Below are 23,571 nucleotides of genomic sequence, written 5' to 3' on the forward strand. Positions count from 1 at the left end.
CGCGGCGCGGGTATTTTTTGTCTTCGTGACAGTGAAAGATGGAATACACCCCCGTAACGCCGTTTCGGCGAATGGTTGATGCTGTCCTGTTGCAACATCGGCAGGTGGTCGAAGAAGATCTGCCCGAACGGGGCGTCAACAAATGGGAAGCGCTGCGCGAGCTTTCCGCGGCCCGCAGCGCCTATGGCCTGTCGGACCGGGATCTGGCGGTGCTGCAGGCGCTCATCAGCTTCCATCCGGGCGAGATCCTCGGCGAGGACGAGCAGACGCTGATCGTGCATCCGTCGAACCGGGCGATCTGCGAGCGGCTGAACGGGATGCCGTGTTCGACCATGCGCCGCCATCTGGCGCGGCTCGTCCAGGCGGGCGTTGTCGTTCGCCGCGACAGCCCCAACGGCAAGCGCTATGCGCGCCGTTACGGTGAGGAGAAGATTGCCTTCGGCTTCGATCTCAGGCCGCTTGTCCTTCGCTTCCACGAGTTCTGCGAAGCCGCCGAGCAGGTGAGGGCAGGTGAGGCGCGCCTGAAGCGCCTGCGGGAAACCGTGAGCCTGATGCGCCGTGATCTCGCGGGGCTCGCCGAATACGGGGGCCGCATCCGTCCGGACCTTTCGATCTGGGACGCCTTCGAAGATCTTGCAGTTCTGACGGGCCGGGCGCTGCGCCGCAGGCTCTCCGAGGACGATTTGCAGGAAATGAAAGCGCGGCTGTTGGAGGCTCTGGAGCGCGCCCGAAAGATTCTGGAAGGCATGGAAACACAAAATGTGAGCACCAAAGCAGACCAATCCGAGCAGCACTATCAAAATTCAAAACCAGAAAGTCATGATTCTGAACTTCGCCAAGAAAAGGCGAAACCGGCGGCGGGCGGGCCAAAGCCAAAGCCTCGTAATGGTTGCGACGCTTGCAGCCCGTCAGAAGCACCCAAGCGCGCAGTCGATCAGCGCGAAGCGAACAACATTGCCATTGAAGCAGAACAACAAGACAATCGTCCGAACCTTCCTTTGGGCCTCGTCCTTGAGGCCTGTCCCGCCATTTCCGACTACGCCGAGGGTTCCGTTCGTCATTGGCATGACCTTGTGCGTGCGGCGGATCTGGTTCGGCCCATGATGGGGATTTCCCCGTCTGCCTGGGACGAGGCCAAGCTGGAGATGGGCCCGGAAGAAGCGGCGGTCGTTCTGGCCGCGATGCTGGAGCGTTTCTCGGAAATTCGCTCGCATGGAGGTTACCTTCGACATCTCACGGCGAAGGCTGCACAGGGCGAGTTCTCCTGCGGGCCGATGGTGATGGCGCTGATGCGGCGTGAAGCGGCGTAAAGGTTCACAGTTGTGAACTCTTGCGTGCCGAGCCGGAGCGGATGGTGTCTTCGCCCCAAAGTTCGGTCCATGAATCAGCCTGCCCATCCCATCTCTGGCGCCAAAGTTCACAGCTGTGAACTCGCGCGTTCTTCGCGCGGCGACCCACGCTTTGCGCTGCATGTTTTCCGCCTTCCAGCGGTGCTGGGTGGCGCAGGCGGTCGCTCTTGGCGACCCGCCGGCGGTGATCCGACAGACATCTGCCGCCGCTCTTTTCCTTGTTGTTTTCTATCTCCGTGTCGCCAGTTGGATCGCGTCGAAGATGTGTGTTTCCTGCGCAAATGGCTATTCGGCAACGTTCATGGTAAGGTGATCGCACGGGTTTCCGCGGCCTATGTTTTCATTTGGGAAATGAGATGTTCCGGCGAGTTCTTGTCCTCTTTCTCTTGCTGTCCTATTCCGTAAAGGCCGAGGAAGAGCCACGGCAGGTTGCGATCGCGCGCCCGGCGGAGGGTGCAGTCAACGACTATTTCGACGACGCGTCAAAGACATCCGGCGGCGTTCTGGTCGGATTGCGGCTCGCTCCACGGGTAGATCTCTCATTCGACCCGGAGAATGTGGAGATCACACTCCCCCTGGAGCAAGGCAATTTCGTTTGCGTCAGCGGCGTCAGCAGGGATGGGCTCTACTGGAGCCGAACGCCCTATCGTATCGACACGGTCACGCCATCTGCCGTAGTTCTGAAATTGCAGCCTTTCGCCCAGGAAAGATATGCGGGCCGCCTGCGGAGCTACCCTTGGTCTTCGGTCGCGATCATTGCGTTCGAGAGCGCCGATCCCGATTGTTTCCTGTTCGATAGCCGTTTGCTGCCCGAGGTTCCCCCGAACAGCGATCCCGCCACTCTGGCCGTTTATGTCAATTCCAACAGCCAGAAACTCAAGGCGTCCCTGGATATCGCGGGGGCCACGGTTCGGGCGGATTGTTTGCAGCGGACGGAAGCGCGCGTTGCTTTCGACTACGCCTGCACCCTCAAGTTGCCGCACCGGGACAGTGCAGACGTCGCCACGCTTGTGCTCGAATTCGATGATGGGATGACCGTGGATTCCGAAGCCTTCACTGTCGTCCTTCCTGCGTCGGGCAACAGATAATACGACACTTTGGAAACAGCGCGGCGCGGCCTTCGCCGGATGGGCGCATGACACAGCGATGGACGCGAAGGAGACTATGAAATGGGCCCACGAAAGCTGACCCGCCGGCAGCACGGATGGCTGGCAATTGCCAGCCTGTTGCTGGTGCTGGTCGCAGCGCTGGTTGCGCTTCGCCTGTCGTTTCAATCCCCGCCGGTCCTTTTCGTTTCGGTGAAATCAAACCACCTCGAGTATCGGGTCAAACGGCCGGTTCTTGCGCGTCTGGCCATCGTGGGCGGCATGTGGATTCGGCCGGAAGTCAAATGCAGGGGCGTCGCGCTGTCGCGAGGTGATCGTCATACCTTTCTCCTCAGCCCCCCTCCCGGCAGCAAGGTCGAATATCTCAGCCTGCCGCAACACATCCAGGTGACGGTGACGCCGGAGCAGGGGGACAAGGTGAGACTACTCAACACGCGCAAGAGGATGGGGTGTGATCTCGACGGGACGGTTTCGGTGTTGATTCCCGTCTCGGAGGTCGCCCGGAACCAGCCATTTCCCGTGTTTGGCCCGGTCACGATCGGCAGTGACGCCGCGCGCAATGAGCCGCCGCACCACGAATACTTGCGCAAGCTGACGCCCGAGCTGGAGGTGGAAACAATTCCGGTGCGTTTCATCGAGAGCGGGAAGGTGAAGATGTTCGGTCGGATAGAGTGGTTGCGGCAATTGTATCCAGTCGGCGACGCCGAGTTTCCCATCCCGAGGGGCAGCCGGATCGAGTTCGACGCAGAGGATGTCTCTGGCTCGGTGATCCGGGCGCCCGACGGCGCAGTTTTCGATATCCAGTTCACCGTCGAATCTTCTGCCATGCGGGTGTTCAGGCCGGGAAAGAGACAGCAATACGAGACCTTTGCCACCGGCCTTGTTGTGCGGGCGTTTTCGGATCCGATCCTGTCCGTGATCTTCCTTGTCGTCGGACTCTCGGGATTCCTGCTGACCACCCTGTCCTATCTCCACAGCGTCTGGACAAGCCGGGGTGAGAATACATGAGAGCATTGACGGGATGGTGTCTTCTTGTGTGCCTTCTTTCGCTGGGCGGACTGCATGCGGAAACCGTGAGGATAGAAGGCGGCTATGGACACCAGGGCAGCGGCTGGCTGTTCGGGTCGCGCGAGGATCAGGCGTGCTGGATCGCCTTGCCGTGGCATATTGTGCAAGGCGCGTCGGAAAGGGGACGGCAATTTCGCTATACCGATCAGACCAAACGCATAGGCGAAGCCGGGCCGGCGATACATGCAAGAACGATTCCGGGGCTCGAGGGCGAAAACGATCTGGACGACCTGGCCTTTGCGCCTGTCACCGTTGGCCGAAGAACGGGCGAGTGCGCCTCGCGCCTGGGTCTGCCGACCAGCCTGGCCTATGTCGAGGCGCTGCGGGGGAGCCCGTCGCTCGAATTCGTCTATGTGCAGCGAAGCCGTTTCATGCGGCTGGATGTCGAGCTGCTGAGCGGCAGGCTGGACAAGGCCCGGGGCGGTCTTTTGCTGATGCGTCCGAGAAATCCGGCGGATGCGGCCCGGCTTCAGAAGGGGATTAGCGGTGGCATCGCATTGCTGCGCTGGCAGAACCGCAGCCTGCCCGCGGCGATGGAACTGGCGCTGGTGGATGACAGGGAATCGTCCTTCAAGGCCCTGCGATTTGACCGGATTCGCGCGGCTTTCGAGGCATTGGAGCGGGCCGCGTCCTCCAGCGAACCGACCGGACGTCGCGGCGGGTTGAATGCCGGTTTCGTAAGCGTTCGGGGCGCCGTGCTGGCACAGTCCTCAAGCCTGAGCGAATTGCTGAAGGACGGCGGGTGTTGGCGCGCGATGGCGCGACCTGGGGAGAAAGCGGTGGAACTCGTGCTGTTGGTGGACGAAGAACCCGGCAGTCGAATAGGCACGATCACGCTGCACAGCCAGCCGGGTTGCGGCCTACCCATCGCCGCCATCGTCGAAGGCCGCAAGCCCGGCGCTGGATGGTCGCTGATTTCGACCGGTTGCGCGGTGGCGCCAAGTCCGCGCGGATGCCGGATCAATCGCGCCACGCCCTACGAATTGCGGCTGCGCCTGGTGCCGCGTGGCGGCCATGTCGGGCTGTCGCGCGTCGTGCTGGAATGATCGGCAGGCAGTCAGCGGTTCAGTCCAGCAGGTCCGCCGTCACTGCATATGTTCCGTAGTTTCCGCAGTGGAAGATCCCCTGCAGCCTGGACCCTTCCGCCAGATCTGCCGACAGATTGCAGATATCACTTCCTCCGGGACCATAGATGCGGCCTTTCCAGACGATGCCGGCGCTCAGCACCGCAACAGTGCCACTGTAGTCATCGCTCGGCTCGACATTGTTGACCAATGTGTACCACTTGGCTGTGCCGGTCACCGGGTCGCCGTCGGTGGCTTGGAAGATCAGCCCGGTCTGAATCGCGGGATAAAGGCGGCCTTCCTTTGCCTCGGGGCTGACGCGAAACCGGATTCGGGGAAGCGCCGTGATGGTGGTGCGCAGCGCCGCGCTGCGCAGGTCCACGTTGTCCGACGCGAACACCTGGCGCAAACAGGCCTTGCGGACGTCGATATTCCCGGTGGCGACCGCGTCCGTCATGTAACCGATCACAAGGTCCGGGTTTGGATCGCTGCACGCGTCGCGCCAGCTTTGCAGGGCTGCGGCGATGCTTGCGGCATTCGACTGGGCCGCAGTCGGCAATGGTGGCGATACGACAGCCAGGATCGCAGCGAACAGAAATGCCTTTTTCATTATCTGGTCTCACAAGAATGAATCCAACAGGTGCGAACGGTGGCACCTGCGTTGGGATCGGTCAAGTTTCCTGCCGGCCGCAGGCCATATCCGACAGCATTGCCGCCGACTTGAAACGCGCTGATCCCAGCGATCTTCAAGGCGATTTGCGACGCCAAATTCGAAGCATGATAAGTTCATCTTATCGTGTTTTATGGGGCAAACGCCATGCATGACAAGGTGGCGATCATAATGGCCAATTAATGCGCGCCATGGCTCACACGATGTTGAAAACGCAGTGCGAAAAGCCGAGGACCTCGATGCGCGGTCGCCGCAGATCCTGTCGATTGCCCCTGCGCGACGGAGCGCATTCGGGGGAGGGCGACCCGTTCGGTCGCCGCTGAAGTTCGGGACGGCCGCCAACGCAGGGATCGCCGCTTCGCGGTTGGTCACCGAAAGCCGTATCGGCGTTTTCTTTCCGGCCAGAAACCACCACCCGATCAGATCCGCCCGGAGTTTGGAACCGACCAAGGTCCAAGGGTTTTTCGAAGCGGTCCCTTGCGGCGGAAACCCGCGTTTCCGATGCCCGCGATCCGGCAAGTTCATGCCCACTCGTCGAGCGCGGGTTTGTCGGCGTGGCGGGATGGAACCTGTCCCCGATACTTCGGGACGAACGCGTCAAATTCGTCACGGTCGAGGGATAGTTCTTGAACGTCTTGCCTGCTCTGTTTGGGACTGCGAAAGGCCCCGCCGGCGTGGCTCTGCGTGCGCTCTGGCTGCTCGCCTGCGTGCTGGTTGTCTTGGCCGTGCCGGCGGCGCATGCGCAGCAGACGGACGGGACAGGAGGGGCCTTCCGGTCCTTCGACCACTCGGTCACCGGGTTTGCGCTGACCGGGGCGCACGCGCCGCTGTCCTGCGAATCCTGCCATGTGGGCGGGAAATTGACAGGAACGCCCACAAGCTGCGCCAGTTGCCACGACGGCAGTCTTGCCAGGGGCAAGTCGAAGTCGCACCCACAAACGGGCGCGGCCTGCCAGTCCTGTCACACCACGTCGAACTGGATCGCCTTCGCCTTTGATCATCGCGGTATCACGGGCGGCTGTTCGTCCTGTCACGACGGCAAGAAGCACGCAGGTCTGCCGCGCAACCACCCCCCACAAGCAGCAAATGCGAAGCCTGCCATGTCACGACCGAGTGGCGAAGCGTTCGGTTCGATCACGTCGAAACCTCGGCGAGTTGCGTCACCTGCCACAACGGCTCGACCGCACAGGGCAAGCCGGGCAACCACATCCCCTCGTCGAACACCTGCGACGACTGTCACGTGACCACCAGCTGGGGCAGCGTGCGGTTCGACCATTCCGCCGTGACCGGGTCATGCTCGAGCTGCCATAACGGGGTTTCGGCCACCGGCAAGCCGCACGGCCACTTCCAGACCACCCTGCAATGCGACGAATGCCACCGGACGACCGGCTGGGGCAATGCCAGCTATACCCATTCGTCCGGCGCCTTCCCGGCAGGACATTCAACCGGGCTGGACTGCACCGACTGCCATCGGTCGAATTCGGCCAGCGCGGCCCATACGCACCCGGCCTATCGCCCCGACTGCGCGGGCTGCCACGCCAACGAGTTCCGCCCCGACAAGCACAAGAAATACGAAAAGCCATCCACCGGCTTCTGCAGCGTGGGCGAACTGCGCGACTGCACCGGGGCCTGCCACCTGTATTCGGACGCAACCATGACAACGATCAAGAAACGGCGCTCGGGCGAACACCGGGCCGGCCGCGGAGACTGGTAATCGGGACATGACGACAAAGGGACGAACAGCCCACCACGGGGCGGCATTTCGCGCAGGCCTTGGCGCGACCAGCATGCTGGCGCTGATCCTTGCAGGCGGCACGGTCAGCTCGGAAAGCCTGTCGCGGATCCGGGTGATCCAAGGCGACGCAAACCGCTGCCCGGTCATCCGGGTCACGCTGGACCCGAACCTGCGGTTCGGGTCGAACCCGGTTTGCAACAGCAGCCCGACCACCGCGCCGTTGCCCGCCCGCGCCGCGCGCCATAACAGCGGCGCGGCATCCTTGGGCATTTCGGGCGCGGGGCCAATGTCCAGAAGAGCCTGCACGAGATCGGGTCCGCATGTGCCGACCGCAAGGCCCAGCAGGTCGCCGCGGGCGGCCTCCGAGAGGTTCGCCGCCCCCAGCAATCGCAGCGCCATCGCCGTGTCCCCCGCCTTCACCGCAAGGTGCAGCGGGGTGTTGCCGCCATCGTCGGGGAGGGCGGGATCCGCGCCCGAGCGCAGAAGAAAGGCCACCATGTCGTCGCGCCCCTCGGATACGGCCTCGGCCAGTGCGGTCCGGCCGCGCGCGTCGCGCAGGTTCACGTCCAGCCCGGCGGCCACCAGCGTCTCGGCCGTCCTGACCCGCCCCGCGGCGGCGGCGTGGTGCAGCGCGGTGCGCCCCTGGCGGTCGGTGGCGCGAAGGTCGGCACCCGACGCCAGCAAGGTTGACACAACGCCCACCTGGCCGCGCCGGGCGGCCTCGATCAGCGGCGTCCGGCCCAGATGCCGTGACACGGGCGAGGCCTGAACGGGCGGTGGCGCGGCGGGTGGCGCGGCGGGTGTCGGGGCCGGTGCTGGGGCCGGTGCTGGGGCCGGTGCTGGGGCTGCGTTCTTTCGCGGTTCGGACGGAACCGCGCGGTCGAGCCGATCCAGCAGAACCCTGGCCCTGGCATGTCCCTGGCCGGCGGCGGCCGCGATTCGGCGCCGTGCCTCGTCGGGGTTCGGGTCGCCTCCCCGGCCGGACAGGTAGAGCTTGCCCAGGCCGTATTGCGCCTCGACCAGGCCCGCTTGGGCCGCCTTGCGCATGAGCTCCAGCGCCTTGCGGTCGTCGCGGGGCACGCCGCGCCCCAGCCGGTAGAGGTTGGCCGGCAGATACTGCGCCGCCGGGTCGCCCGACGCGGAAAGAGCGCGCAACGCCTCGGCGGCCTCGTCGTAATGCCGCGCCCGGACCGCTGCCCTTGCCGCGTCGAGCGCCTGCGCATCGCGGGAGGCAGAGACATCGGCCCCCACCGCCGCAGGCGCAAGGAACGCGGCGGCCAGCAGGGCCGGAAGTGAGCTACGCAGTGCCATATTTGGTTTCGACCTCGATGCCCATGGATTTCAGGAACGGCGTGGACGGGATGCCGCCCGCGCAGACGATCACCGCGTCGTTGGGCAGCGAGACTGGCCGAGATCCCCGCCGGGCCGGCGCCGACGATCATCACGTCCAGCATCCCGCTGCCTGCGCGCGGGCGCCGGGCGATTCCCGGCATCGCCTGCCGGCCCTGTTCGATCGCGTTGCGAATGAGCCCCATGCCGCCCGGTTCCCTGGCAATGTCGATGCCCGGCACGTTGGTCTGGAAATCCAGGCCGAACGCGGCGGGGATTTCCGCCGATGGCCGCGGATGGGCGGATTTTTCGGACTTTAGCCCGTAGTCGCGGCGCGGCACCCTGTTACCAAGGCGTGCTGCGCCCGACTCGCGCGGGTCGTTCCGGAACAATCGAAGTGGTGACGAAACGGCATGAGCAGCACGGATCACGCAGCCCCGATGACCGCGACGCGAAAGAGACGCCGCGGCGGACCCGCGCGCGGGGGGGCGGGCGCATGGGAACTGGCGGTCATCCTCGCCATAGTGGTCGCGGTGCTGGACTATGCCTGGACCCGCCGTGACGAAGGCGACCTGACCGCCGAGACCGGCCTGGGCTACTATCTCGGCATCGTGGGCGGGGTCATGATGCTGATGCTTCTGCTCTACCCGATGCGCAAGCGGTTCGCCGCGCTTCGCTTCCTGGGCGGGATTCGCGGCTGGTTCCGGGTGCATATGATCCTGGGCATCGTCGGCCCCGCGCTGATGGTGCTGCATTCCAATTTCACGCTGGCCTCGCTGAACGGCTCGATCGCCTTTCCAAGCATGTCGATCGTTGCGATCAGCGGGCTGGTCGGCCGGTTTCTCTATACCCGCATTCACCGCGGCCTGTATGGGCGACGGGCCAGCACGCGCGACTATCTGGGCGATTCCGAAAGCTTCAAGGCGGCGTTTCGCCTGGACGACGAACTGGCCCCGGCCGTCATGGCGCGGAACAAGGCCCATGAAGAGCGCCGGCTGACCCCGGCCGGCAGCCTGTGGACCGGGCTGGGGCTGGTGCTGAGCTCGCCCTGGGCGCGGTTCCGCTGCCGCCGGGATCTGCGCCGGCCGTTGCGGGGTCGCCTGCAGCGCGCGGACCGGCGGGCGCTCGACCGGACCCTGAACCGCTATCTGTTTGCCGTGGCCCGGGCCGAGGCCTTCGCCTATTACGAGCAGCTGTTCGCACTGTGGCACCTTTTGCATTTTCCGCTCTTCATCCTGCTGGTCCTTGCGGCGCTGATCCATGTCGTCGCGGTTCACCTGTATTGAGGGGCCGTCATGCGCCGCGAACGGTCCCTTCTTCTTGCATGCCTCGCGGGGGTCTGGCTGGCGCTGATGTCCCAGGCCGCGCCGGCCCAGTCCTGGTTCGAGCGGCTGGTCATGCCGGGCGATCTGATCCGGGGACACGCCAAGCTGGAAAAGGACTGTTCCAACTGTCACCTGTCCTTTTCGCAAGGGGCCCAGTCGGGGCTGTGCCGGGACTGCCACAAGGAGGCGGCGAAGAATCTGGACGACGGGACCGGCTTTCACGGCCGCGCGCCCGAAATGCGGGGCCAGGAATGCCGGCACTGTCACACCGACCACATCGGCCGCGACCTCCCTGCCCTGCCGTTCCACCACTCCGCCGACTGGCGGCAGACCCGGCCCTTTGACCACTCGAAAACCGCCTTTTCCCTGAAGGGCGCGCATGACAAGGCAGCCTGCAAGGCCTGTCATGCCCCGTCCGAACCGGCCAGCGCCGCCCCGACCGCCTGCATCGGCTGCCACCGCGGCGACGACCCGCACAAGGGCAAGCTGGGCGAAAGCTGCGACACCTGTCATTCGCCCGGGGACTGGCTGCGCGAGGTCGCCTTTGACCATGACATCACGCGGTTTCCGCTGATCGGTCAGCACGTTCTGGTGCCGTGCGAGGAATGCCACCCGGACGCCACCTATCGCGGGACCGAGGTCGACTGCGCCGCCTGCCATGGCCGCGACGACGTGCACCGGGGCGCGTTCGGCAAAGGCTGCGACCAGTGCCATGGGACCAGCAGCATCAAGGGCGCGCGGCTGAAACTGCGCAAGCCGTGACTGGCGAGGCGCGGAAGCGACGGATTGGCGCGGAAGGTTTGGCATTGGCCGGGCCGCGCCCCTATGTTGTCGGTGCCGGGGCGCGACCCCGCCGGCCAGAACAGCGGCAAGAGCCAGGCGGGGAAACGTGAAGCCAGACCGCAGAACATTGAACCGAATCGCGCTGGTCGCGCTGGCCGCGGTTTTCGCGCTTGCCCCGGTCGGGATTTCGCTGACGCCGTCCGGGTGGCCCACGCTCGCCCCCGCCGCCGCCTGGGCCGATGAGACGGCGGCGACGATGGCGGTGGAGACAGCGGCGGCGATGACGGTGGGGGCGACGATGGCGGCGGCGGTGACGGCGAAGGCGGGTCTGCTGGCGACGACAATTCACGGGACTCGGGGACGGATGCCGACTCCGACACCAACAATGCCGATTCGGATACGCCGAGACTGAACGATCAGGTCTTCGGGTCCGGCCGTGCCGTTGCAGCCGCCCGCGTGGCGGGGGGATAGAGATCACTTTCGGCGACGGCTCGCGAGAAACATTGGCCCGTGGGATGGTGACGCTCAGCTTTCGCAACGGCAAGGTGGTCGGCGCGCGCAGGGCCACGGGTGTGGACGTGGCTCGGTTTCGTCTGCTGCTGGATCGGCTGGGGGTGAACTACGCCGACATTGCCCGCCGCGACGAAGCGGTTCGCGCCACCCGGATCGTCGTGGGCAAGCGCAACATCAAGGTGGAATATTCAAACGGCTGGTCCGAAGAGGTTCGGAACGGACGTTACAGGCTCCGCGACGCGTTCGGGCGCAACGTCACCGAACGCCCGGCGACCGACGCGGACCAGGCCCGGTTGCGCGCGCTGCTTCCTGAATAGGTTCTATTCCTCGCGCCTGGTCAATTCGTCGATGGGCCGTTTTTCGGCTTGCGCGCCGGGGCGCATGATCTCCAGAACATGCCGGGCGACGGCGGGCGAAAAATGCGCCTCGCCGCGGGAAACGCCCCGCAGGATCTGCCGCAGCCGGTCGGCCGAAACGCCCTTGAGGATATAGCCGGTCGCCCCGATCCCGACCGCCTCGGCAACGTGGCGGTCGTCCTCGGAAACGGTCAGGAACGCGATTCGCGCCGCGGTTCCGGCGGCCTTGATCCTGCGCGCCGCCGTCATGCAGGTTTGACCCGACCCGGCGGATCGCCTTTTCGATCTGCGCGGTCACCCACATTCCGACCACGATCATGGCGGCGGCCATGACGATGCCCCCCGCAATGAGGAACTGCCCGGTCAGCGACAGTCGGCGCCATGAAGAACGCAGGTTCGTCAAATCCATGACCCTGTATTAACCGCATCAGCGACCGAATTTAATTGGAAGGAAGGATGCAGGCGCCAATTCGCGCATGGTGCGGCTCTGAACCTGTCACGGAATCGTTCCGCCTGGCGAACGTGCTCCACGTCCGGTTCGCGCATTACCGGATCAGCAGCACGGGCACCTTGCAGGAGCGGACCATTTCCGTCGTGGTCGATCCGATCACCAGACTGCGGATGCGGCTGTGGCCATAGGCGCCCATCGCCAGCATTCCAAAGCCGTGCTCCTCGACCATCCGGCCGAGTTCCACATCCGGCTGGCCCGGCACGATCCGCGTATCCACGTCAAGGCCCGCGGCGGCAAGGCGCGCGCTGGCTTCGGCCAGGCGCTGTCGCATCTCGGGCGTGTCGTGGCCGACGCTCACCACGGTGATCGGCAGGCCCTCGAAAAAGGAGCTGCGCGCGATGTGGTCCACCGCCTTGTTGGCGGAAGCGCCACCGTCATAGGCGACCAGAACGCTTTCGATGGGCTTGAAGGCGCGCGCGGCAACGAACACGGGGCGGTGCGCGGCTCGGACGATGCGTTCGAGGTTCGATCCGAGATGCCCCTTGGCAAAATCGGCGGCCTCGCCCCGCTTGCCGATCACGATGACCCGCGCATCCTGTTCGACATCGGAAATCGCTTCGACGATGTCGCCGCGGCGCAGGCGGGTGGTGACTTCGCTCACCCCATCCCGGGCGACGATGTCGCGCGCATCCTCGAGAATGGCGCGGCCCCGCTGGCTGAGGAGCCTCGCGCGTTGCGCATCGAGCTCGGTGAGCTCCTCCAGCAGCCGCGAGCGCGCGCCCAGGCGGAGCGCGGCGGACAGGTCGGCTTTCTCGGGGGGCTCGCGCCGGCCCAGCACGTGAATGATCTCCACCGGAGACTTGGTGCGCTGTGCGATCCAGGCGGAAAGGTGGCAAACGCTTTCCGAATAGATGGAGCCATCCACCAGCGCGATGATCTTGTTCGTCATGGGGTCCCCCTCAATGGCCCATCAGCGCATCCATCGCGCCGGGCTTGTCATGGATCGCGAGCTTGTCCACCAGCGTCTCGGTTGCCTCGTTCATGCCTTCGACGCGCACCTCGGCCCCGTCGCGGCGGAACTTCAGAATGGCCATGTCCAGAGCCTGCACCGAGCTGATATCCCAGATATGCGCCGCGCTCACGTCGATCACGACCTGTTCCGGCGCTTCCTTGAAGTCGAAGGCATTCATGAAGTCCTCCACCGACCCGTAGAAGAGCTGCCCTTCGACGCGGTAGGTGCGCACCCGCCCGTCGGGGCTGATGTCGGAGGTGACGCGGAACAGCTGCGCGATCTTGCCGGCGAAGAAGATGCCCGACAGCAGCACGCCGACCAGAACACCGATGGCCAGGTTGTGGGTATGGACCACGGTTGCGACCGTGGCGATCATCACGATCGAGGAGGAGCGCGGGTGCACCGCGAGGTTCTTGATCGAAGACCATGAAAAGGTGCCGATCGAGACCATGATCATGATCGCGACCAGCGCCGGCATCGGAATGATGCGCACGAGGTCGCCAAGGCCGACGACGAGAATCAGCAGCACGACCCCGGCGGTAAAGGTCGACAGCCGCCCGCGGCCGCCCGACTTCACGTTGATCATCGACTGACCGATCATCGCGCAGCCCGCCATGCCGCCGATGAACCCCGTCGCGGTGTTGGCCAGCCCCTGGCCGATGCATTCCTGATTTCGGTCCGATTTCGTGTCGGTCAGCTCGTCGACGATGTTCTGCGTCATCAGGCTTTCGAGCAGGCCCACCACCGCCACCGCCACCGAATAGGGGAATATGATGGCCAGTGTGTCGAAGTTGAGCGGAACATCGGGGATCAGAAACACCGGCAGGGTGTCGGGCAGGGCGCCCATGTCACCCACGGTGCGCACATCGAGCCCGAGCGCGAAGGTCAGCCCCGTCAGAACGATGATCGTGACCAGCGGAGAGGGAACGGCCGTCGTGATCCGTGGGAACAGGTAGATGATGGCAAGCCCCGCGGCCACGAGTACATAGGTGATCCATGTCACCTCGCGCGGGTCAAGTTCGGGCAGCTGCGCGATGAAGATCAGGATGGCGAGCGCATTGACGAAGCCCGTCATCACCGAGCGCGAGACATAGCGCATGACGAAGCCTAGCTTCAGAAGCCCCGCGCCGATCTGCAGAAGGCCGGCCAGCACGGTGGCGGCAAGCAGGTATTCCAGCCCGTGATCGCGCACCAGCGAAACCATGAGAACGGCGGTGGCTGCCGTTGCGGCCGAGATCATGCCGGGCCGCCCGCCGGTGATCGCGGTGATGACGGCGATCGAAAAGGAGGCGTAAAGGCCAACCTTCGGGTCCACCCCGGCGATGATGGAAAAGGCGATGGCCTCGGGAATGAGGGCCAGCGCGACGACGAGGCCGGCAAGGAGGTCGCCGCGGATGTTGCCGAGCCACTGGCTGCGATAGGCGTCGAGTGAAATCATGAAATTGTCGTCCGATGCCGGCCCTGCGGCTTGCGCGAGGCCGGTATGCGTGTGTCCCGTTGTCTATGGTTGTTCGGCGGATCGGAGGTCGGAAGAGCGACCCGGATTCGCTTTCAGGCGGTCGTTCGCTGCGGTGCGGCATATTCGATCTTGCCGAGCGACGCAACAAGTCAAAGGGCCGCGCCTGTGGGTTGCTGACGGCGTGACGGATCAATCACGCCGATCAAGATATCTGCATTCCGCAACAAGGGGCGCATTCCTCCGGAAAAAGTCAATGGGAAACCTTCGGCCCCGGTTGCGTCCACTCCGCCATGAGGTCAGCGATTCAGACTACGGTTCAGTATCTTGCCGGCGATATCAATAATCCGTTCCCGAAATCGTTCCCTGCATTTGACATGTGTTTGGTGCCCGGCCCGCATGAACACGCCATTTGGGGATCGCAGGTATCGGGCAGGACGTCGAATTCCGGCCATTTGATTTCGCTGAACGTTCCTTGGGTTCCCAGCGCCCGCCCGCTTCTTCCCCGCGCCTTCAGGGAGAAGGCGAAAGGGCTTTGGTCACCGCAGCCGCGTTCGGTGCGGGTCGCGAAGGGCGGTCTCTCGGCATCAAACGGCGGATCGGAGGGAATTGCGGCGTGATCGGTTCGGGCGGCGTGATCGGTTCGGGCGGCGTGATCGGTTCGGGCGGCGTGCAGATCATCCACCGGCCAACCCAACGACCGGGCGATATCCGCGAACGCCGCGCTGGCGGCCCCGGCTTTCGGCAGACCACTTTCATGTTCGCGCGGGGGTGCACGTTCTTCGAACAGATCGAAGGCAAGGTCGAGATTTTCAAATCCTTCGGCCGGCATGTTGCTGATCCGAACTACCGGCAGTGGCGCCGTAGGCAATCACCGGTTTTCGCCGGTGGCAGATATCAACGGTTGCATCATGGCGCGGTTCAAAAGATATAAATGGACAGATTGGCACGGGATCGGTGGCCGAGCGGTCGAAGGCACCAGTCTTGAAAACTGGCGTGCGCGGAAGCGCACCGTGGGTTCGAATCCCACCCGATCCGCCACCATCACCATTGCGAAAGATCGACCTCACCCGGCCAGCGCCGGAATTTTCCCTGTTTTCAAAGGGTTTTGCAGGATGGGTGCGAACCTCTGAGACGCGCCGCACCCCCGGTTTCGGTCTCTGAACCGCCACCGGTCTCTGGTCGAGCGAACCTCGCGCAATTCGATTCGGTGTGATTTTCACAAGCGTTTTCAATGACCTGAGTTTCAACCCCGCCAAAACTTCGCCCCCTGTTTCCAATGCCTACAAGCGGAACGTAGCTCGGACCAACAGGAGGCGTAGTGGATGGGACTGCTGGTAGTCCAATTCGTGGCAGTGAGGGGGTTCCAACGATAAAAGGGCGCGCCGTGGCGCACGCCCTTTCCAAGTCTTCGCAGTGTGTGCGAGCATGCCGGCCCGGTTTCGGTTTCACTCCTCTGGAGCGAAGCCGACATAGGTGCCAAAAAATGAGGGGGCTGGAACGTACCCGGCGAACTTGACGGCACCATGCATTTTGACCTGGCTGGTCAGTCCATCGATACCGTGTTCCGGCAGGTCGAGATCATCGTTCTCCACACCCGCTATCCCGAGAGCGGAGTCGAAACGCGCGCTTCGGTATTCAAAGGCCTCGTCATGGGCGACAAAAAGCGTGTGAGGGCACGCCGAATAGTACTCCTCGCCTTCGTGGGCCTTTTGGGGGTTCATGACTTCTTGGCCACAGAATGGACAGTGAAGCGTTGCGGTGTGAGGGACTTCAACACAAGCGATTGCTTTTTCTGTCATTGTTTTTCCTTGTGATCTCGCTGAATTGGCTTGTTGTTCCGGATGCCTATCTCAAATTGGAGCGCAACTTCAATGCATTAACGCAATCGTGCGAAGCCGATGTTCCCGGTTGAAAACCGTTTCGGGATCTTGCGCGAGCCCTTGAACTACGCTTGCCGCTCGACGTGCATGTCTCGCTGACGCTGACGACGTTTCAGGCGGGCTTTCATTGACGATTACGCAAACACCCTCTCCACCTGTTCCTCCCACGGCAGCGAGGCGATCAGGCACAGCTCGTAAATGGTGATCGCGCATGGTTCGCGGCGGATGACGAGGCGTTCCAGCACCTCGGGAGCGAGCCAGGCTAGGCGTGTGAGGCGGCTGAGGTAGCGGTCGGAGAGGCCCTCGTCGGCGGCGAGATCGGTGAGCGTGGCGACCTCGCCGGCCTCCAGCATCTGGCGCCAGCGCCATGCCCGGCCGATGGCGCGCAGGAGGCGGGGATCCTGACCGGTGGGCGTTGCGGCCTCCACGTCCTTGGGGGGCAGGATGCGCGGGCGGCCGCCGCGTTTGCGCAAGGTGAGCGGAACGTGGACGCGGATCGTGTCTTGCGTGGGCATCAGGCGGCGTCCTCGGTCTTGGGCGTCAGCAGGCTCGCCAAGGCGCCGAGCCCGTCATGGCGCAGGTCGATGTCCATGCCGTTCTCACCCACCGTGACCTGGGCCACCAAGAGCTGCACCACGCGCGCCTGTTCGGCCGGGAGTGAGCCCCGTCTCGCGTGACCGTCCGGGGGACGGTCACGAGGGGCGAACGCGGCCCACATGTCATCGAACTGGCCAAGCGCGGCGACGACGGTGTTCTCGTCGAGATCCGGGCGCTCTTTCGTCAACGTCCGTGCCGTGCGCGCCACCACCTCTGGCGTGCGCAGCATCCGGCGCACTTCCGCGATGACCGCCTCCTCGACCATCGCCGCCGGCAGCCGCTGCGGCCCGCGCAACTCGGCCCTTGGGCGGTCCCGGATCACGTCCATCGAGGTGTAGTAGCAGTATCGCTTGCCCTTGCGCTTGGTGTGGTGCGGCGTCATCGCCGCGCCGGTCTGGGTGAAGATCAGCCCGCGCAGCAGGGCTGGCGCGGCCGCCCGGGTGCGGCCGGCGCGAGCGTGCGTGTGGCCCTTGAGAACGGCATGGGCGGCATCCCACAGCTCGGAGCTGATGATCGCCTCATGCGCGCCGGGATAGACCGCGCCCTTGTGGGTGATCTCGCCGCGATAGATGCGGTTGTGCAGCAGCTTGTAGAGCGCACCCCGGTCGATGGGCCGCCCCCGCTTGGAGCGGATACCGCGCGCGTCCAGTTCCCGCACGACGGAGGCCGTGGTCTCTGACCGCGCGAAAAGCTCGAAGATGGTGCGCACGTTCTCGGCCTCGGCCGGGTTGATCACCAGCTTGCGGTCTACGGCGTCATAGCCGAGCGGGACGAAGCCGCCCATCCACATGCCCTTCTTCTTCGAGGCCGCCACCTTGTCGCGGATGCGTTCGCCGATCACATCGCGCTCGAACTGGGCGAAGCTAAGCAGGATGTTGAGCGTCAGCCGGCCCATGGACGTGGTGGTGTTGAAGGACTGCGTGACCGAGACGAAAGTTACGCCGTGGCGATCGAAGGTCTCCACGAGCTTGGAAAAATCCATCAGCGCGCGGCTGATCCGGTCGATCTTGTAGACCACCACCACGTCCACCAGCCCGTCCTCGATATCGGCGATCAGCTGCTTCAGCGCCGGGCGGTCCAGCGTGCCGCCGGAAAAGCCGCCGTCGTCGTAGCGTTCCCGCAGGCAGGCCCAACCCTCGGCGCGCTGGCTGGCGATATAGGCCTCGCAGGCCTCGCGTTGGGCATCGAGGCTGTTGAACTCCATGTCGAGCCCTTCCTCGGTGGACTTGCGGGTGTAGATGGCGCAGCGCAGGCGGCGGGCGGGCGTTTGTGTCATGGTCATTTCACCCCTCCCGTCCGGTCGAGGCCGAAGAAGCGCCAGCCGTTCCAGTTCACGCCGGTGATGGCGCGCACGGCGGCCGAGAGCGACTTGAAGCGCCGCCCCTGCCATTCGAACCCGTCCGCCAGCACGGTGACGACATGCTCCTCACCCTCCCATTCGCGCACCAGCTTGGTGCCGGGGGCGGGCTTGCGCGGGTCGGAGACCATGCCGCCCAGCTTGCCGGCGGCGAACTCCTCGGCGAGTGCGTCGAGCGTGCGCCGGGTCTCGCGCCCCAGCCCGCCAAGGGCCAGTTCCTGGATGCGGTAGCCCATCCGAAGCTCGAGATTGCCGCGGCTGCCATTCGGCGCAGGCGCGTCGAACAGCGCCTCCCATTTCTCGCGCAACTGCGCCACGCTCATCGCCCTCAGGGCCATTAGTTCCGCCAGGACGTCGGACCGTCCCGCCGCGTTTTCCTTCGTTCGAGTGTGTCTCATTCCTCGCCTCCAACTCGGTTTCGCAACTGCCTCCGACGACGGCGTCTGAGGGCGAGAATGTCCAGCGAACTGTCTGGGTCGGTGGGGGAATTCTCGTGCGTGGTCAGCGGGTTGGCGCGCGAAATGGCGCTGGCGATAATATCGGCCAGTTCAGAGAGCCGCTGGTTGGTCGTGAGCGTGTCGGCGGGCGGCGCGAAGGACAGATCGTCGGGCATGGGGAGCGAACCTCCTGAGGCAGTTTGCTTCGTGTTCGCCGCGCGCGGGGGAGGATTTCAAGGGAAATCAATATGGTACGGTGGCAGTGAGTAGAGCAGCGTAGCTGTTCGGGTCCGCAATAGAGATGGCTTTGTAGACGGCCGGTCTATGGTGGTCTGCATCAAATCGAACATTGCTAGCCAAAAGGAACCCGCATAGTATCGCTGCATGGGCGTGGGGGCTTTGGCAACATGGTTTTCCACGAAGTAAAAAAATGGAGTCCTCTATAGTAATGTCGATCATGGAAGAAGTTGATGAGGCGCGGAAAGATATTCGAACCGATGACTATCCAATGTCGATTGGGGAGTGGATCAACCTTTATCAGGATGGCGATCTAGATATACATCCAGAGTTCCAAAGATTCTACCGCTGGACCGACCAGCAGAAAAGTAACCTTATTGAATCGATATTGCTCGGAATCCCCCTGCCTCCAATCTTCGTCAGTCAGAGGAAAGATGGAGTATGGGATGTTATTGATGGTCTTCAGAGGCTATCAACAATCTTTCAATTTGTTGGCATTCTGCGGGATGAAGATGGAAACCCAGTACCACCGCTCCAACTGAACAGTACAAGTTATTTGCCGTCGCTAAGAAATATTCTTTGGGAATCGGAAGAAGAAGGCAATGCTCTACCCGATTCGCTTCGGCGGATCATCAAGAGGGCAAAAATCCATGTGAGCATTGTGCTGAAGGAGAGCGACGAGAATACAAAATTTGAGCTTTTTCAAAGACTAAACACTGGCGGAACTCAGCTAAGCGCTCAAGAGGTTCGGAACTGCATTCTCGTAATGGTGAATCGTGATTTCTACAGTTGGCTTGATGCACTCAAGAGAGTTGATGCGTTTCAGGAAACAATTGCGCTCAGTGATAAGCCGTTGCTTGAAGCGTATGATATGGAGCAGGTGTTGCGTTTCTTGATTTTGGCGGAGGCGCCAGACGATGAACTCAGCAGCATTGGCGATGTAGGGGCTTACCTTAACGAGCGCATGATCTCGATCGCAAGGGATGCGCAGTTCGATAGGGCTCACTGGCAGGGAAGATTTGTGGGAACCTTCGAGGCACTGCGGGCGGCGGTTGGTGACAAAGCATTCAAGCGCTACAGCGTCGCGAAACAACGCCATGAGGGCGGTTTTCTTGTGTCGCAGTACGAGGCGGTCGCATGCGGTGTGGCCTGGAACCTTGAGAGAGGAACGCTCCGTGAAGATCTATCTGCCGCGATACAAGAGATTTGGTCCGAACCGCAGTTCACAGATTGGGCGGCGTCTGGGATCACGGCTGCTAGGAGGTTGCGCCGTATAGTTCCTTTCGCGCGAGAGCATTTTTCTAATCAATGAAAGTCCGCACAGTCGATCAACTTCTTGACCGTATCAGCAGCGAGAGGGTGTGGCGAATTCGAGAGATTGCCGCTCTTCGTAGCCAGTGCTTCTCGACGAGTGTTTCGGTTGATGCTCAACGTGCTGTTCGCAGGTCATTTCTGCCCATCGCGTACGCGCATTGGGAAGGTTTCGTCAAGAAATCATCTCATTATTATCTGGAATTTGTTTCGATGCAGGGGCTGAAACTTTGCGAATTGAACTGGCCTTTTGTGTCGCTTTTTTTGATCAAAGAGTTTCAAGCTGATCTACTTGGAAGCGGTAGCTTTGCCCTTGAGGGGGTCTGCCAAGCGATTTCTAGCCGCTCGGAGGACAGGGTTAGATTGCGCTACAAGGATGTTATTTCAACGAAGTCAAACCTGAACTCGGATGTGCTCAGGGATATTTGTCGGTCGCTCGGGCTCAATTACTCTGATTTTCAGCCAAAGGAATTATTTATTGACGCCGGCCTTGTAGCAAAAAGAAATCATATTGCGCACGGAGAAGCTCAAGATATCGACGGTGAGGAAATTGATTCTGTCAAGGATGAAGTAATCTGGTTAATCGATTGCTTTCGAAACAAACTAGAAAACGCAGCGATCAACGCGGAATACAAGTTGGCGTGAATTCTTGAGATAGATGCGTGTTGCCTGTTCTATATCTCCCGCGCGAACCAACGAATGCGGCCGACGATGTGGATTTCGTCGGCCGTTCTTTCATAGGGGCTGTAGACGGGATTGTCCGAGATGACGCGCACCGCGGGCGGGTCGCTGTTGGGGATATGCTCGAGCCGCTTGGCGACCAGCCCCATGCCGTCGTCCAGCACGAAGATGCCGGGCGGGTTGGGCGTGCGGCGCGTCATGTCGACCAGCACCGTGTCGCCGCTGAGAAGCGTCGGCGCCATGCTGTCGCCCTCCACATGCATGATCCGCAGCTGCGAGGGGCTGGCGCCGAGGCTGCCCTTTATCCAGGAGCGGCGGAAGTGATAGGCGCGTCCGGCGCTGTCGTCGTGATCCTGCACCACCGCGCCGCCGCCCATGGACGGGCGCGGGCTTGCGTGGGCGATGGAGACGAAGGCTTCGTCCGGGTTCTCGATAAAGGGGGGCGTGCCCTCGACATCGCCGATGCCGTGGATCAGCCAGTCGCGCTCCACCTTCAGCACCCGCGCCACGGCGCCGAGGCGTTCGACGTTCGGACGGGTCGAACGGCCCCGCAGGATGTCGTAGATGAAGGAGCGGTTGACCCCGGCCATCTCCGCCACATGCGCGGGGCTGAGCCCAAGCTGGTGCGCGCGGGCCCTGAGACGGTCGGCCAGTGTGTGATGCAAGGTCATGTTGTCCCCAGCGAGGTGTGGATGAAATAGGATAAAACAGGATTGATTGCGCGCCGTCAAGCGAATAGGAACAAAGGGTAAACAATTGGGACGGGATTCGGAGGGCGCGCGTGCTTATCGAGAAGCTGTATTTCACGCTGCCCGAGATCCTGGAGCGCTGGTCGATCAGCGAGGATGACCTTGTCTATCTCGCCGAGAACGACAGGCTGCGGCTGTCGGTACGGGTCTTCGGCGTACCGATCGAGTTCGGTGATTTCGAGGAGACGCCGGAAGGAGAGCATTTCCCGGTGCCGTGGGAGCAGACCCGCTTCAACGGCCTTCTGGATCTGCACGCGCAGGACGTCTTTCAAATGTTTCGTAGTGGCCAAATCCATGTGAGCGCATTCCGAACCGACCGGGCCGGCTACGCAGTGGTGCAGGACGGCGCGGAGCCGGTCCTCGTGATGATCGGGGATCTCCTTCTGCGGCGAGATGAGCGAGATCGCTTTGAAATCCAATCCGGATTCTCCGGTCGTTCGGGAGCAGGCGAAGAGAACACCCTCATCGTCTCCGCCGACTACCAGGACGTGCGCTGCAACGGCTACCGCTTCAAGCTGGGCCCGATCCAGGCCGAGGTGGTGCGCGCGCTGCACGCGGCCGCACAGGTGGGCGAGCCCTGGCAGAACGGCAAGGCGATCCTCAGCACGGCCGGCTCGAAGAGCCTGCGCATGGCCGACGTGTTCAAGTCGAAGAAGAACTGGCGACAGCTGATCCGCTCGGACCGCAAGGGCGGCTATCGCCTGAACGTCGACTGAGTCGCCTCTTTCCCTCACGATCCGACTCGCGGATCGCGCTAGAGGGGGATCGGCTGGGGGATGGTGGGGGATCACCCATCCCCCACCTGGCCGGAAACCCCACTGCCGCATGGCGCAACTGATCCCCCTCCGAATCCCCCGCTGATCCTGACGACATCCCCTTGCAGGATTTGGCATCACGTCCCCGAAGCCAACAACGAGGGGAAGCACGATGCGGAAACCACATTGTCTCAACCAGAAGGAACTCGCCCGGCGCTGGACCATTTCCCACCGCACCCTGGAACGCTGGCGGTGGGCCGGTGAAGGTCCCGCCTACATGAAGATCGGCGGCCGGGTGGTCTACCGGCTCGAGGACATCATCGCCTTCGAGCGCAGCAAGTTGCAACAGACCGCCGACACCGCACCGGGAGCGGCGTGATGGGACGCCTGTCGCCCATCACCGAGGCCGAAGTGGTGCCGATCCACGGGCTGAACGGCCCCGGTCTCGACGAGGTCGGGCTCTGCGCCTGGATCGCGCAGGCCGAGCCTGGCGAGACGCTGGTCTATCACCGGGGCTTCCTCGCGGTGGATGCGACCTCGGTCGTCTCGCGGCTCTCAACCGAGCAACAGCGCAGCCTGCAACAGGTGGCCGCTGCGGCCATGCGCGCCGCGGACCAGGGGCTGGTGCATCTCGTGCAGACCCGGCTCGGCCCCGACGCATTCGCCTACATCGCCATCGCTCGTCCGAAACCCGGCCCGCCCGGCGCGTCCCCGTCCATGCGGCTGCTCGAAGCCGCCTGACACCCATCCCCCAACAGGAGATCAACATGCCATACCCCGAAAACACCCCGAGCATCGACGAGTTGCTCAACCTTTCCACCGGTGAGATCGCCCAGCTGCCGGTCGAGTTGCTCGCCGTCCTGCAGCGCGAGATCGCCGAGGCCGCCCGCCAGATGCGCGCCGTCTCCGCCCGGTTCAACGCCGCACTGGATGTCCGCTACGGCTCCCGCGCCGCCGAGGCCCGCCGCGCCTGCGGCAAGGACACCGGCACCGTCCGCATTGCCGATGGCGCCTTCACCGTGGTCGCCGACCTGCCCAAGCGGGTGGATTGGGACCAGGAGCAGCTCGCTGCGATGGTCGAGCGCATCCGCGCCGCTGGCGACGATCCCGCCGAATATGTCGATGTCACCTACAAGGTGCCCGAGCGCAAATACGCCGCCTGGCCCGAAGCGATCCGCGCCGGATTCGAGCCCGCCCGCACCGTGCGGCCGGGAGCGCTGAAGGTCGAGATCAAGCCGGAAGGGGCGGATCGATGACCCTCCCCATCATCACCGCCGATCAGCGGCTGGCCGAGACGCGCGGCGTCAAGGCCGCGATCTTCGGGGCGAGCGGCGCGGGCAAGACCAC

26 protein-coding genes, 1 tRNA gene and 1 pseudogene are annotated in these 23,571 nt (G+C 63.4%); 16 read left to right on the forward strand and 12 right to left on the reverse strand.

Features of this window, described 5'->3' with window-relative positions:
- The first annotated feature begins 38 nt into the window (after positions 1-38).
- The 4 genes from repC (at position 39) to C4S70_RS15865 (ending at position 4,569) form a co-directional block, all read left to right on the forward strand.
- Entirely contained in the window at positions 39-1,310 is a 1,272-nt protein-coding gene (gene repC, locus C4S70_RS15850; protein ID WP_104009084.1) for a plasmid replication protein RepC, read from the forward strand.
- Between the two features lie 395 nt (positions 1,311-1,705).
- Positions 1,706-2,437, forward strand: a complete 732-nt coding sequence (locus C4S70_RS15855; RefSeq protein WP_104009085.1) for a hypothetical protein — start codon at positions 1,706-1,708, stop codon at positions 2,435-2,437.
- Between the two features lie 81 nt (positions 2,438-2,518).
- Complete coding sequence (locus C4S70_RS15860; RefSeq protein ID WP_104009086.1) at positions 2,519-3,463, forward strand: hypothetical protein; 945 nt, start codon at positions 2,519-2,521, stop codon at positions 3,461-3,463.
- Positions 3,460-4,569, forward strand: coding sequence for a hypothetical protein (locus C4S70_RS15865; RefSeq protein WP_146064238.1), 1,110 nt, complete (start codon positions 3,460-3,462; stop codon positions 4,567-4,569). The genes C4S70_RS15860 and C4S70_RS15865 overlap by 4 nt, the downstream gene beginning before the upstream one ends.
- Positions 4,570-4,588: 19 nt before the next feature.
- Here C4S70_RS15865 and C4S70_RS15870 read toward each other — a convergent pair whose 3' ends face one another.
- Positions 4,589-5,197: a hypothetical protein gene (locus tag C4S70_RS15870; protein ID WP_104009088.1), complete on the reverse strand. Its 609-nt coding sequence runs from the start codon at positions 5,195-5,197 to the stop codon at positions 4,589-4,591.
- Positions 5,198-6,284: 1,087 nt separating this feature from the next.
- Between C4S70_RS15870 and C4S70_RS19490 the strand changes: the two are divergent.
- Positions 6,285-6,437: pseudogene (locus C4S70_RS19490) on the forward strand (hypothetical protein); the annotation flags it as partial.
- A 261-nt stretch (positions 6,438-6,698) separates the two neighbouring features.
- On the opposite strand, the gene C4S70_RS15875 reads toward C4S70_RS19490, so the two are convergent.
- Positions 6,699-8,303, reverse strand: a complete 1,605-nt coding sequence (locus C4S70_RS15875; RefSeq protein ID WP_104009089.1) for an ankyrin repeat domain-containing protein — start codon at positions 8,301-8,303, stop codon at positions 6,699-6,701.
- 431 nt (positions 8,304-8,734) lie between these two features.
- Here C4S70_RS15875 and C4S70_RS15885 point away from each other — a divergent pair, with 431 nt between their 5' ends.
- The 4 genes from C4S70_RS15885 (at position 8,735) to C4S70_RS15895 (ending at position 11,259) form a co-directional block, all read left to right on the forward strand.
- The gene (locus C4S70_RS15885) at positions 8,735-9,607 is read left to right on the forward strand and encodes a hypothetical protein (RefSeq protein ID WP_104009090.1); all 873 of its coding nucleotides are present in this window, start codon (positions 8,735-8,737) and stop codon (positions 9,605-9,607) included.
- 9 nt (positions 9,608-9,616) lie between these two features.
- Positions 9,617-10,408 (forward strand): hypothetical protein, encoded by a 792-nt coding sequence (locus C4S70_RS18865; protein ID WP_200822781.1) that lies wholly within the window; start codon positions 9,617-9,619, stop codon positions 10,406-10,408.
- Positions 10,409-10,535: 127 nt separating this feature from the next.
- Positions 10,536-10,841 (forward strand): hypothetical protein, encoded by a 306-nt coding sequence (locus C4S70_RS18870; protein ID WP_200822782.1) that lies wholly within the window; start codon positions 10,536-10,538, stop codon positions 10,839-10,841.
- A gap of 91 nt (positions 10,842-10,932) precedes the next feature.
- Positions 10,933-11,259 carry a hypothetical protein gene (locus C4S70_RS15895; RefSeq protein ID WP_146064240.1) on the forward strand — a complete coding sequence of 109 codons (327 nt, stop codon included), beginning with the start codon at positions 10,933-10,935 and terminating at the stop codon, positions 11,257-11,259.
- Between the two features lie 3 nt (positions 11,260-11,262).
- Here C4S70_RS15895 and C4S70_RS15900 read toward each other — a convergent pair whose 3' ends face one another.
- The 4 genes from C4S70_RS15900 to C4S70_RS18535 form a co-directional block, all read right to left on the reverse strand.
- Positions 11,263-11,547 carry a transcriptional regulator gene (locus C4S70_RS15900; protein WP_104009093.1) on the reverse strand — a complete coding sequence of 95 codons (285 nt, stop codon included), beginning with the start codon at positions 11,545-11,547 and terminating at the stop codon, positions 11,263-11,265.
- A 296-nt stretch (positions 11,548-11,843) separates the two neighbouring features.
- Positions 11,844-12,698, reverse strand: coding sequence for a universal stress protein (locus C4S70_RS15905; protein WP_104009094.1), 855 nt, complete (start codon positions 12,696-12,698; stop codon positions 11,844-11,846).
- Between the two features lie 10 nt (positions 12,699-12,708).
- Complete coding sequence (locus tag C4S70_RS15910) at positions 12,709-14,199, reverse strand: SulP family inorganic anion transporter (protein ID WP_104009095.1); 1,491 nt, start codon at positions 14,197-14,199, stop codon at positions 12,709-12,711.
- Between the two features lie 337 nt (positions 14,200-14,536).
- Positions 14,537-15,049: a hypothetical protein gene (locus tag C4S70_RS18535; protein ID WP_146064241.1), complete on the reverse strand. Its 513-nt coding sequence runs from the start codon at positions 15,047-15,049 to the stop codon at positions 14,537-14,539.
- Between the two features lie 119 nt (positions 15,050-15,168).
- Here C4S70_RS18535 and C4S70_RS15920 point away from each other — a divergent pair.
- A tRNA-Ser gene (locus C4S70_RS15920) sits at positions 15,169-15,258 on the forward strand.
- A 407-nt stretch (positions 15,259-15,665) separates the two neighbouring features.
- On the opposite strand, the gene C4S70_RS15925 is transcribed toward C4S70_RS15920, so the two are convergent.
- The 5 genes from C4S70_RS15925 to C4S70_RS15945 all read right to left on the reverse strand — a co-directional run bounded on the left by C4S70_RS15925 (position 15,666) and on the right by C4S70_RS15945 (position 18,667).
- The gene (locus tag C4S70_RS15925; protein WP_104009097.1) at positions 15,666-16,019 is read right to left on the reverse strand and encodes a hypothetical protein; all 354 of its coding nucleotides are present in this window, start codon (positions 16,017-16,019) and stop codon (positions 15,666-15,668) included.
- A gap of 215 nt (positions 16,020-16,234) precedes the next feature.
- Positions 16,235-16,615, reverse strand: coding sequence for a hypothetical protein (locus C4S70_RS15930; RefSeq protein ID WP_104009098.1), 381 nt, complete (start codon positions 16,613-16,615; stop codon positions 16,235-16,237).
- The gene (locus C4S70_RS15935; RefSeq protein ID WP_104009099.1) at positions 16,615-17,973 is read right to left on the reverse strand and encodes a recombinase family protein; all 1,359 of its coding nucleotides are present in this window, start codon (positions 17,971-17,973) and stop codon (positions 16,615-16,617) included. The genes C4S70_RS15930 and C4S70_RS15935 overlap by 1 nt, the downstream gene beginning before the upstream one ends.
- A 2-nt stretch (positions 17,974-17,975) precedes the next feature.
- A complete protein-coding gene (locus tag C4S70_RS15940) occupies positions 17,976-18,452 on the reverse strand; it encodes a DUF2924 domain-containing protein (RefSeq protein WP_104009100.1) in 477 nt (158 codons plus the stop codon).
- Positions 18,449-18,667, reverse strand: coding sequence for a hypothetical protein (locus C4S70_RS15945; RefSeq protein ID WP_104009101.1), 219 nt, complete (start codon positions 18,665-18,667; stop codon positions 18,449-18,451). Before C4S70_RS15945 ends, C4S70_RS15940 begins: the two co-directional genes overlap by 4 nt.
- 272 nt (positions 18,668-18,939) lie before the next feature.
- On the opposite strand from C4S70_RS15945, the gene C4S70_RS15950 reads away from it, so the two are divergent.
- Both C4S70_RS15950 and C4S70_RS15955 read left to right on the forward strand, forming a co-directional pair.
- Positions 18,940-20,040, forward strand: a complete 1,101-nt coding sequence (locus C4S70_RS15950; RefSeq protein WP_104009102.1) for a DUF262 domain-containing protein — start codon at positions 18,940-18,942, stop codon at positions 20,038-20,040.
- Entirely contained in the window at positions 20,037-20,684 is a 648-nt protein-coding gene (locus C4S70_RS15955) for an MAE_28990/MAE_18760 family HEPN-like nuclease (protein ID WP_146064242.1), read from the forward strand. The genes C4S70_RS15950 and C4S70_RS15955 overlap by 4 nt, the downstream gene beginning before the upstream one ends.
- 29 nt (positions 20,685-20,713) lie before the next feature.
- Here C4S70_RS15955 and C4S70_RS15960 read toward each other — a convergent pair whose 3' ends face one another.
- The gene (locus tag C4S70_RS15960; RefSeq protein ID WP_104009104.1) at positions 20,714-21,391 is read right to left on the reverse strand and encodes an XRE family transcriptional regulator; all 678 of its coding nucleotides are present in this window, start codon (positions 21,389-21,391) and stop codon (positions 20,714-20,716) included.
- A 110-nt stretch (positions 21,392-21,501) separates the two neighbouring features.
- On the opposite strand from C4S70_RS15960, the gene C4S70_RS15965 reads away from it, so the two are divergent.
- From C4S70_RS15965 to C4S70_RS15980, 4 genes are all read left to right on the forward strand, one after another.
- A complete protein-coding gene (locus tag C4S70_RS15965) occupies positions 21,502-22,185 on the forward strand; it encodes a hypothetical protein (protein WP_104009105.1) in 684 nt (227 codons plus the stop codon).
- 211 nt (positions 22,186-22,396) lie between these two features.
- On the forward strand, positions 22,397-22,603 hold the full coding sequence (locus C4S70_RS15970; protein ID WP_104009106.1) for a helix-turn-helix transcriptional regulator: 207 nt from the start codon (positions 22,397-22,399) through the stop codon (positions 22,601-22,603).
- Positions 22,603-22,965: a hypothetical protein gene (locus C4S70_RS15975; protein ID WP_235003859.1), complete on the forward strand. Its 363-nt coding sequence runs from the start codon at positions 22,603-22,605 to the stop codon at positions 22,963-22,965. Before C4S70_RS15970 ends, C4S70_RS15975 begins: the two co-directional genes overlap by 1 nt.
- Positions 22,966-22,991: 26 nt before the next feature.
- Complete coding sequence (locus C4S70_RS15980) at positions 22,992-23,480, forward strand: hypothetical protein (protein WP_104009107.1); 489 nt, start codon at positions 22,992-22,994, stop codon at positions 23,478-23,480.
- Positions 23,481-23,571: the final 91 nt, after the last annotated feature.

Source organism: Jhaorihella thermophila (assembly GCF_900108275.1).
Taxonomy (GTDB): domain Bacteria; phylum Pseudomonadota; class Alphaproteobacteria; order Rhodobacterales; family Rhodobacteraceae; genus Jhaorihella; species Jhaorihella thermophila.

What these genes read in the sequence shown, in the direction of transcription:
- C4S70_RS15885 (WP_104009090.1), top strand. Translation starts at nt 8,735, where the DNA reads ATGAGCAGCACGGATCACGCAGCCCCGATGACCGCGACGCGAAAGAGA.
- C4S70_RS15950 (WP_104009102.1), top strand. Translation starts at nt 18,940, where the DNA reads ATGTCGATCATGGAAGAAGTTGATGAGGCGCGGAAAGATATTCGAACC.
- C4S70_RS15980 (WP_104009107.1), top strand. Translation starts at nt 22,992, where the DNA reads ATGCCATACCCCGAAAACACCCCGAGCATCGACGAGTTGCTCAACCTT.
- C4S70_RS15940 (WP_104009100.1), bottom strand. Translation starts at nt 18,452, where the DNA reads ATGAGACACACTCGAACGAAGGAAAACGCGGCGGGACGGTCCGACGTC.
- C4S70_RS18865 (WP_200822781.1), top strand. Translation starts at nt 9,617, where the DNA reads ATGCGCCGCGAACGGTCCCTTCTTCTTGCATGCCTCGCGGGGGTCTGG.
- C4S70_RS15925 (WP_104009097.1), bottom strand. Translation starts at nt 16,019, where the DNA reads ATGACAGAAAAAGCAATCGCTTGTGTTGAAGTCCCTCACACCGCAACG.
- C4S70_RS15900 (WP_104009093.1), bottom strand. Translation starts at nt 11,547, where the DNA reads ATGACGGCGGCGCGCAGGATCAAGGCCGCCGGAACCGCGGCGCGAATC.
- C4S70_RS15910 (WP_104009095.1), bottom strand. Translation starts at nt 14,199, where the DNA reads ATGATTTCACTCGACGCCTATCGCAGCCAGTGGCTCGGCAACATCCGC.
- C4S70_RS15975 (WP_235003859.1), top strand. Translation starts at nt 22,603, where the DNA reads ATGGGACGCCTGTCGCCCATCACCGAGGCCGAAGTGGTGCCGATCCAC.
- C4S70_RS15970 (WP_104009106.1), top strand. Translation starts at nt 22,397, where the DNA reads ATGCGGAAACCACATTGTCTCAACCAGAAGGAACTCGCCCGGCGCTGG.
- C4S70_RS18535 (WP_146064241.1), bottom strand. Translation starts at nt 15,049, where the DNA reads ATGCCGGCCGAAGGATTTGAAAATCTCGACCTTGCCTTCGATCTGTTC.
- C4S70_RS15960 (WP_104009104.1), bottom strand. Translation starts at nt 21,391, where the DNA reads ATGACCTTGCATCACACACTGGCCGACCGTCTCAGGGCCCGCGCGCAC.
- C4S70_RS15860 (WP_104009086.1), top strand. Translation starts at nt 2,519, where the DNA reads ATGGGCCCACGAAAGCTGACCCGCCGGCAGCACGGATGGCTGGCAATT.
- repC (WP_104009084.1), top strand. Translation starts at nt 39, where the DNA reads ATGGAATACACCCCCGTAACGCCGTTTCGGCGAATGGTTGATGCTGTC.
- C4S70_RS15855 (WP_104009085.1), top strand. Translation starts at nt 1,706, where the DNA reads ATGTTCCGGCGAGTTCTTGTCCTCTTTCTCTTGCTGTCCTATTCCGTA.
- C4S70_RS15875 (WP_104009089.1), bottom strand. Translation starts at nt 8,303, where the DNA reads ATGGCACTGCGTAGCTCACTTCCGGCCCTGCTGGCCGCCGCGTTCCTT.
- C4S70_RS15935 (WP_104009099.1), bottom strand. Translation starts at nt 17,973, where the DNA reads ATGACACAAACGCCCGCCCGCCGCCTGCGCTGCGCCATCTACACCCGC.
- C4S70_RS15945 (WP_104009101.1), bottom strand. Translation starts at nt 18,667, where the DNA reads ATGCCCGACGATCTGTCCTTCGCGCCGCCCGCCGACACGCTCACGACC.
- C4S70_RS15955 (WP_146064242.1), top strand. Translation starts at nt 20,037, where the DNA reads ATGAAAGTCCGCACAGTCGATCAACTTCTTGACCGTATCAGCAGCGAG.
- C4S70_RS15905 (WP_104009094.1), bottom strand. Translation starts at nt 12,698, where the DNA reads ATGACGAACAAGATCATCGCGCTGGTGGATGGCTCCATCTATTCGGAA.
- C4S70_RS15865 (WP_146064238.1), top strand. Translation starts at nt 3,460, where the DNA reads ATGAGAGCATTGACGGGATGGTGTCTTCTTGTGTGCCTTCTTTCGCTG.
- C4S70_RS15930 (WP_104009098.1), bottom strand. Translation starts at nt 16,615, where the DNA reads ATGCCCACGCAAGACACGATCCGCGTCCACGTTCCGCTCACCTTGCGC.
- C4S70_RS15870 (WP_104009088.1), bottom strand. Translation starts at nt 5,197, where the DNA reads ATGAAAAAGGCATTTCTGTTCGCTGCGATCCTGGCTGTCGTATCGCCA.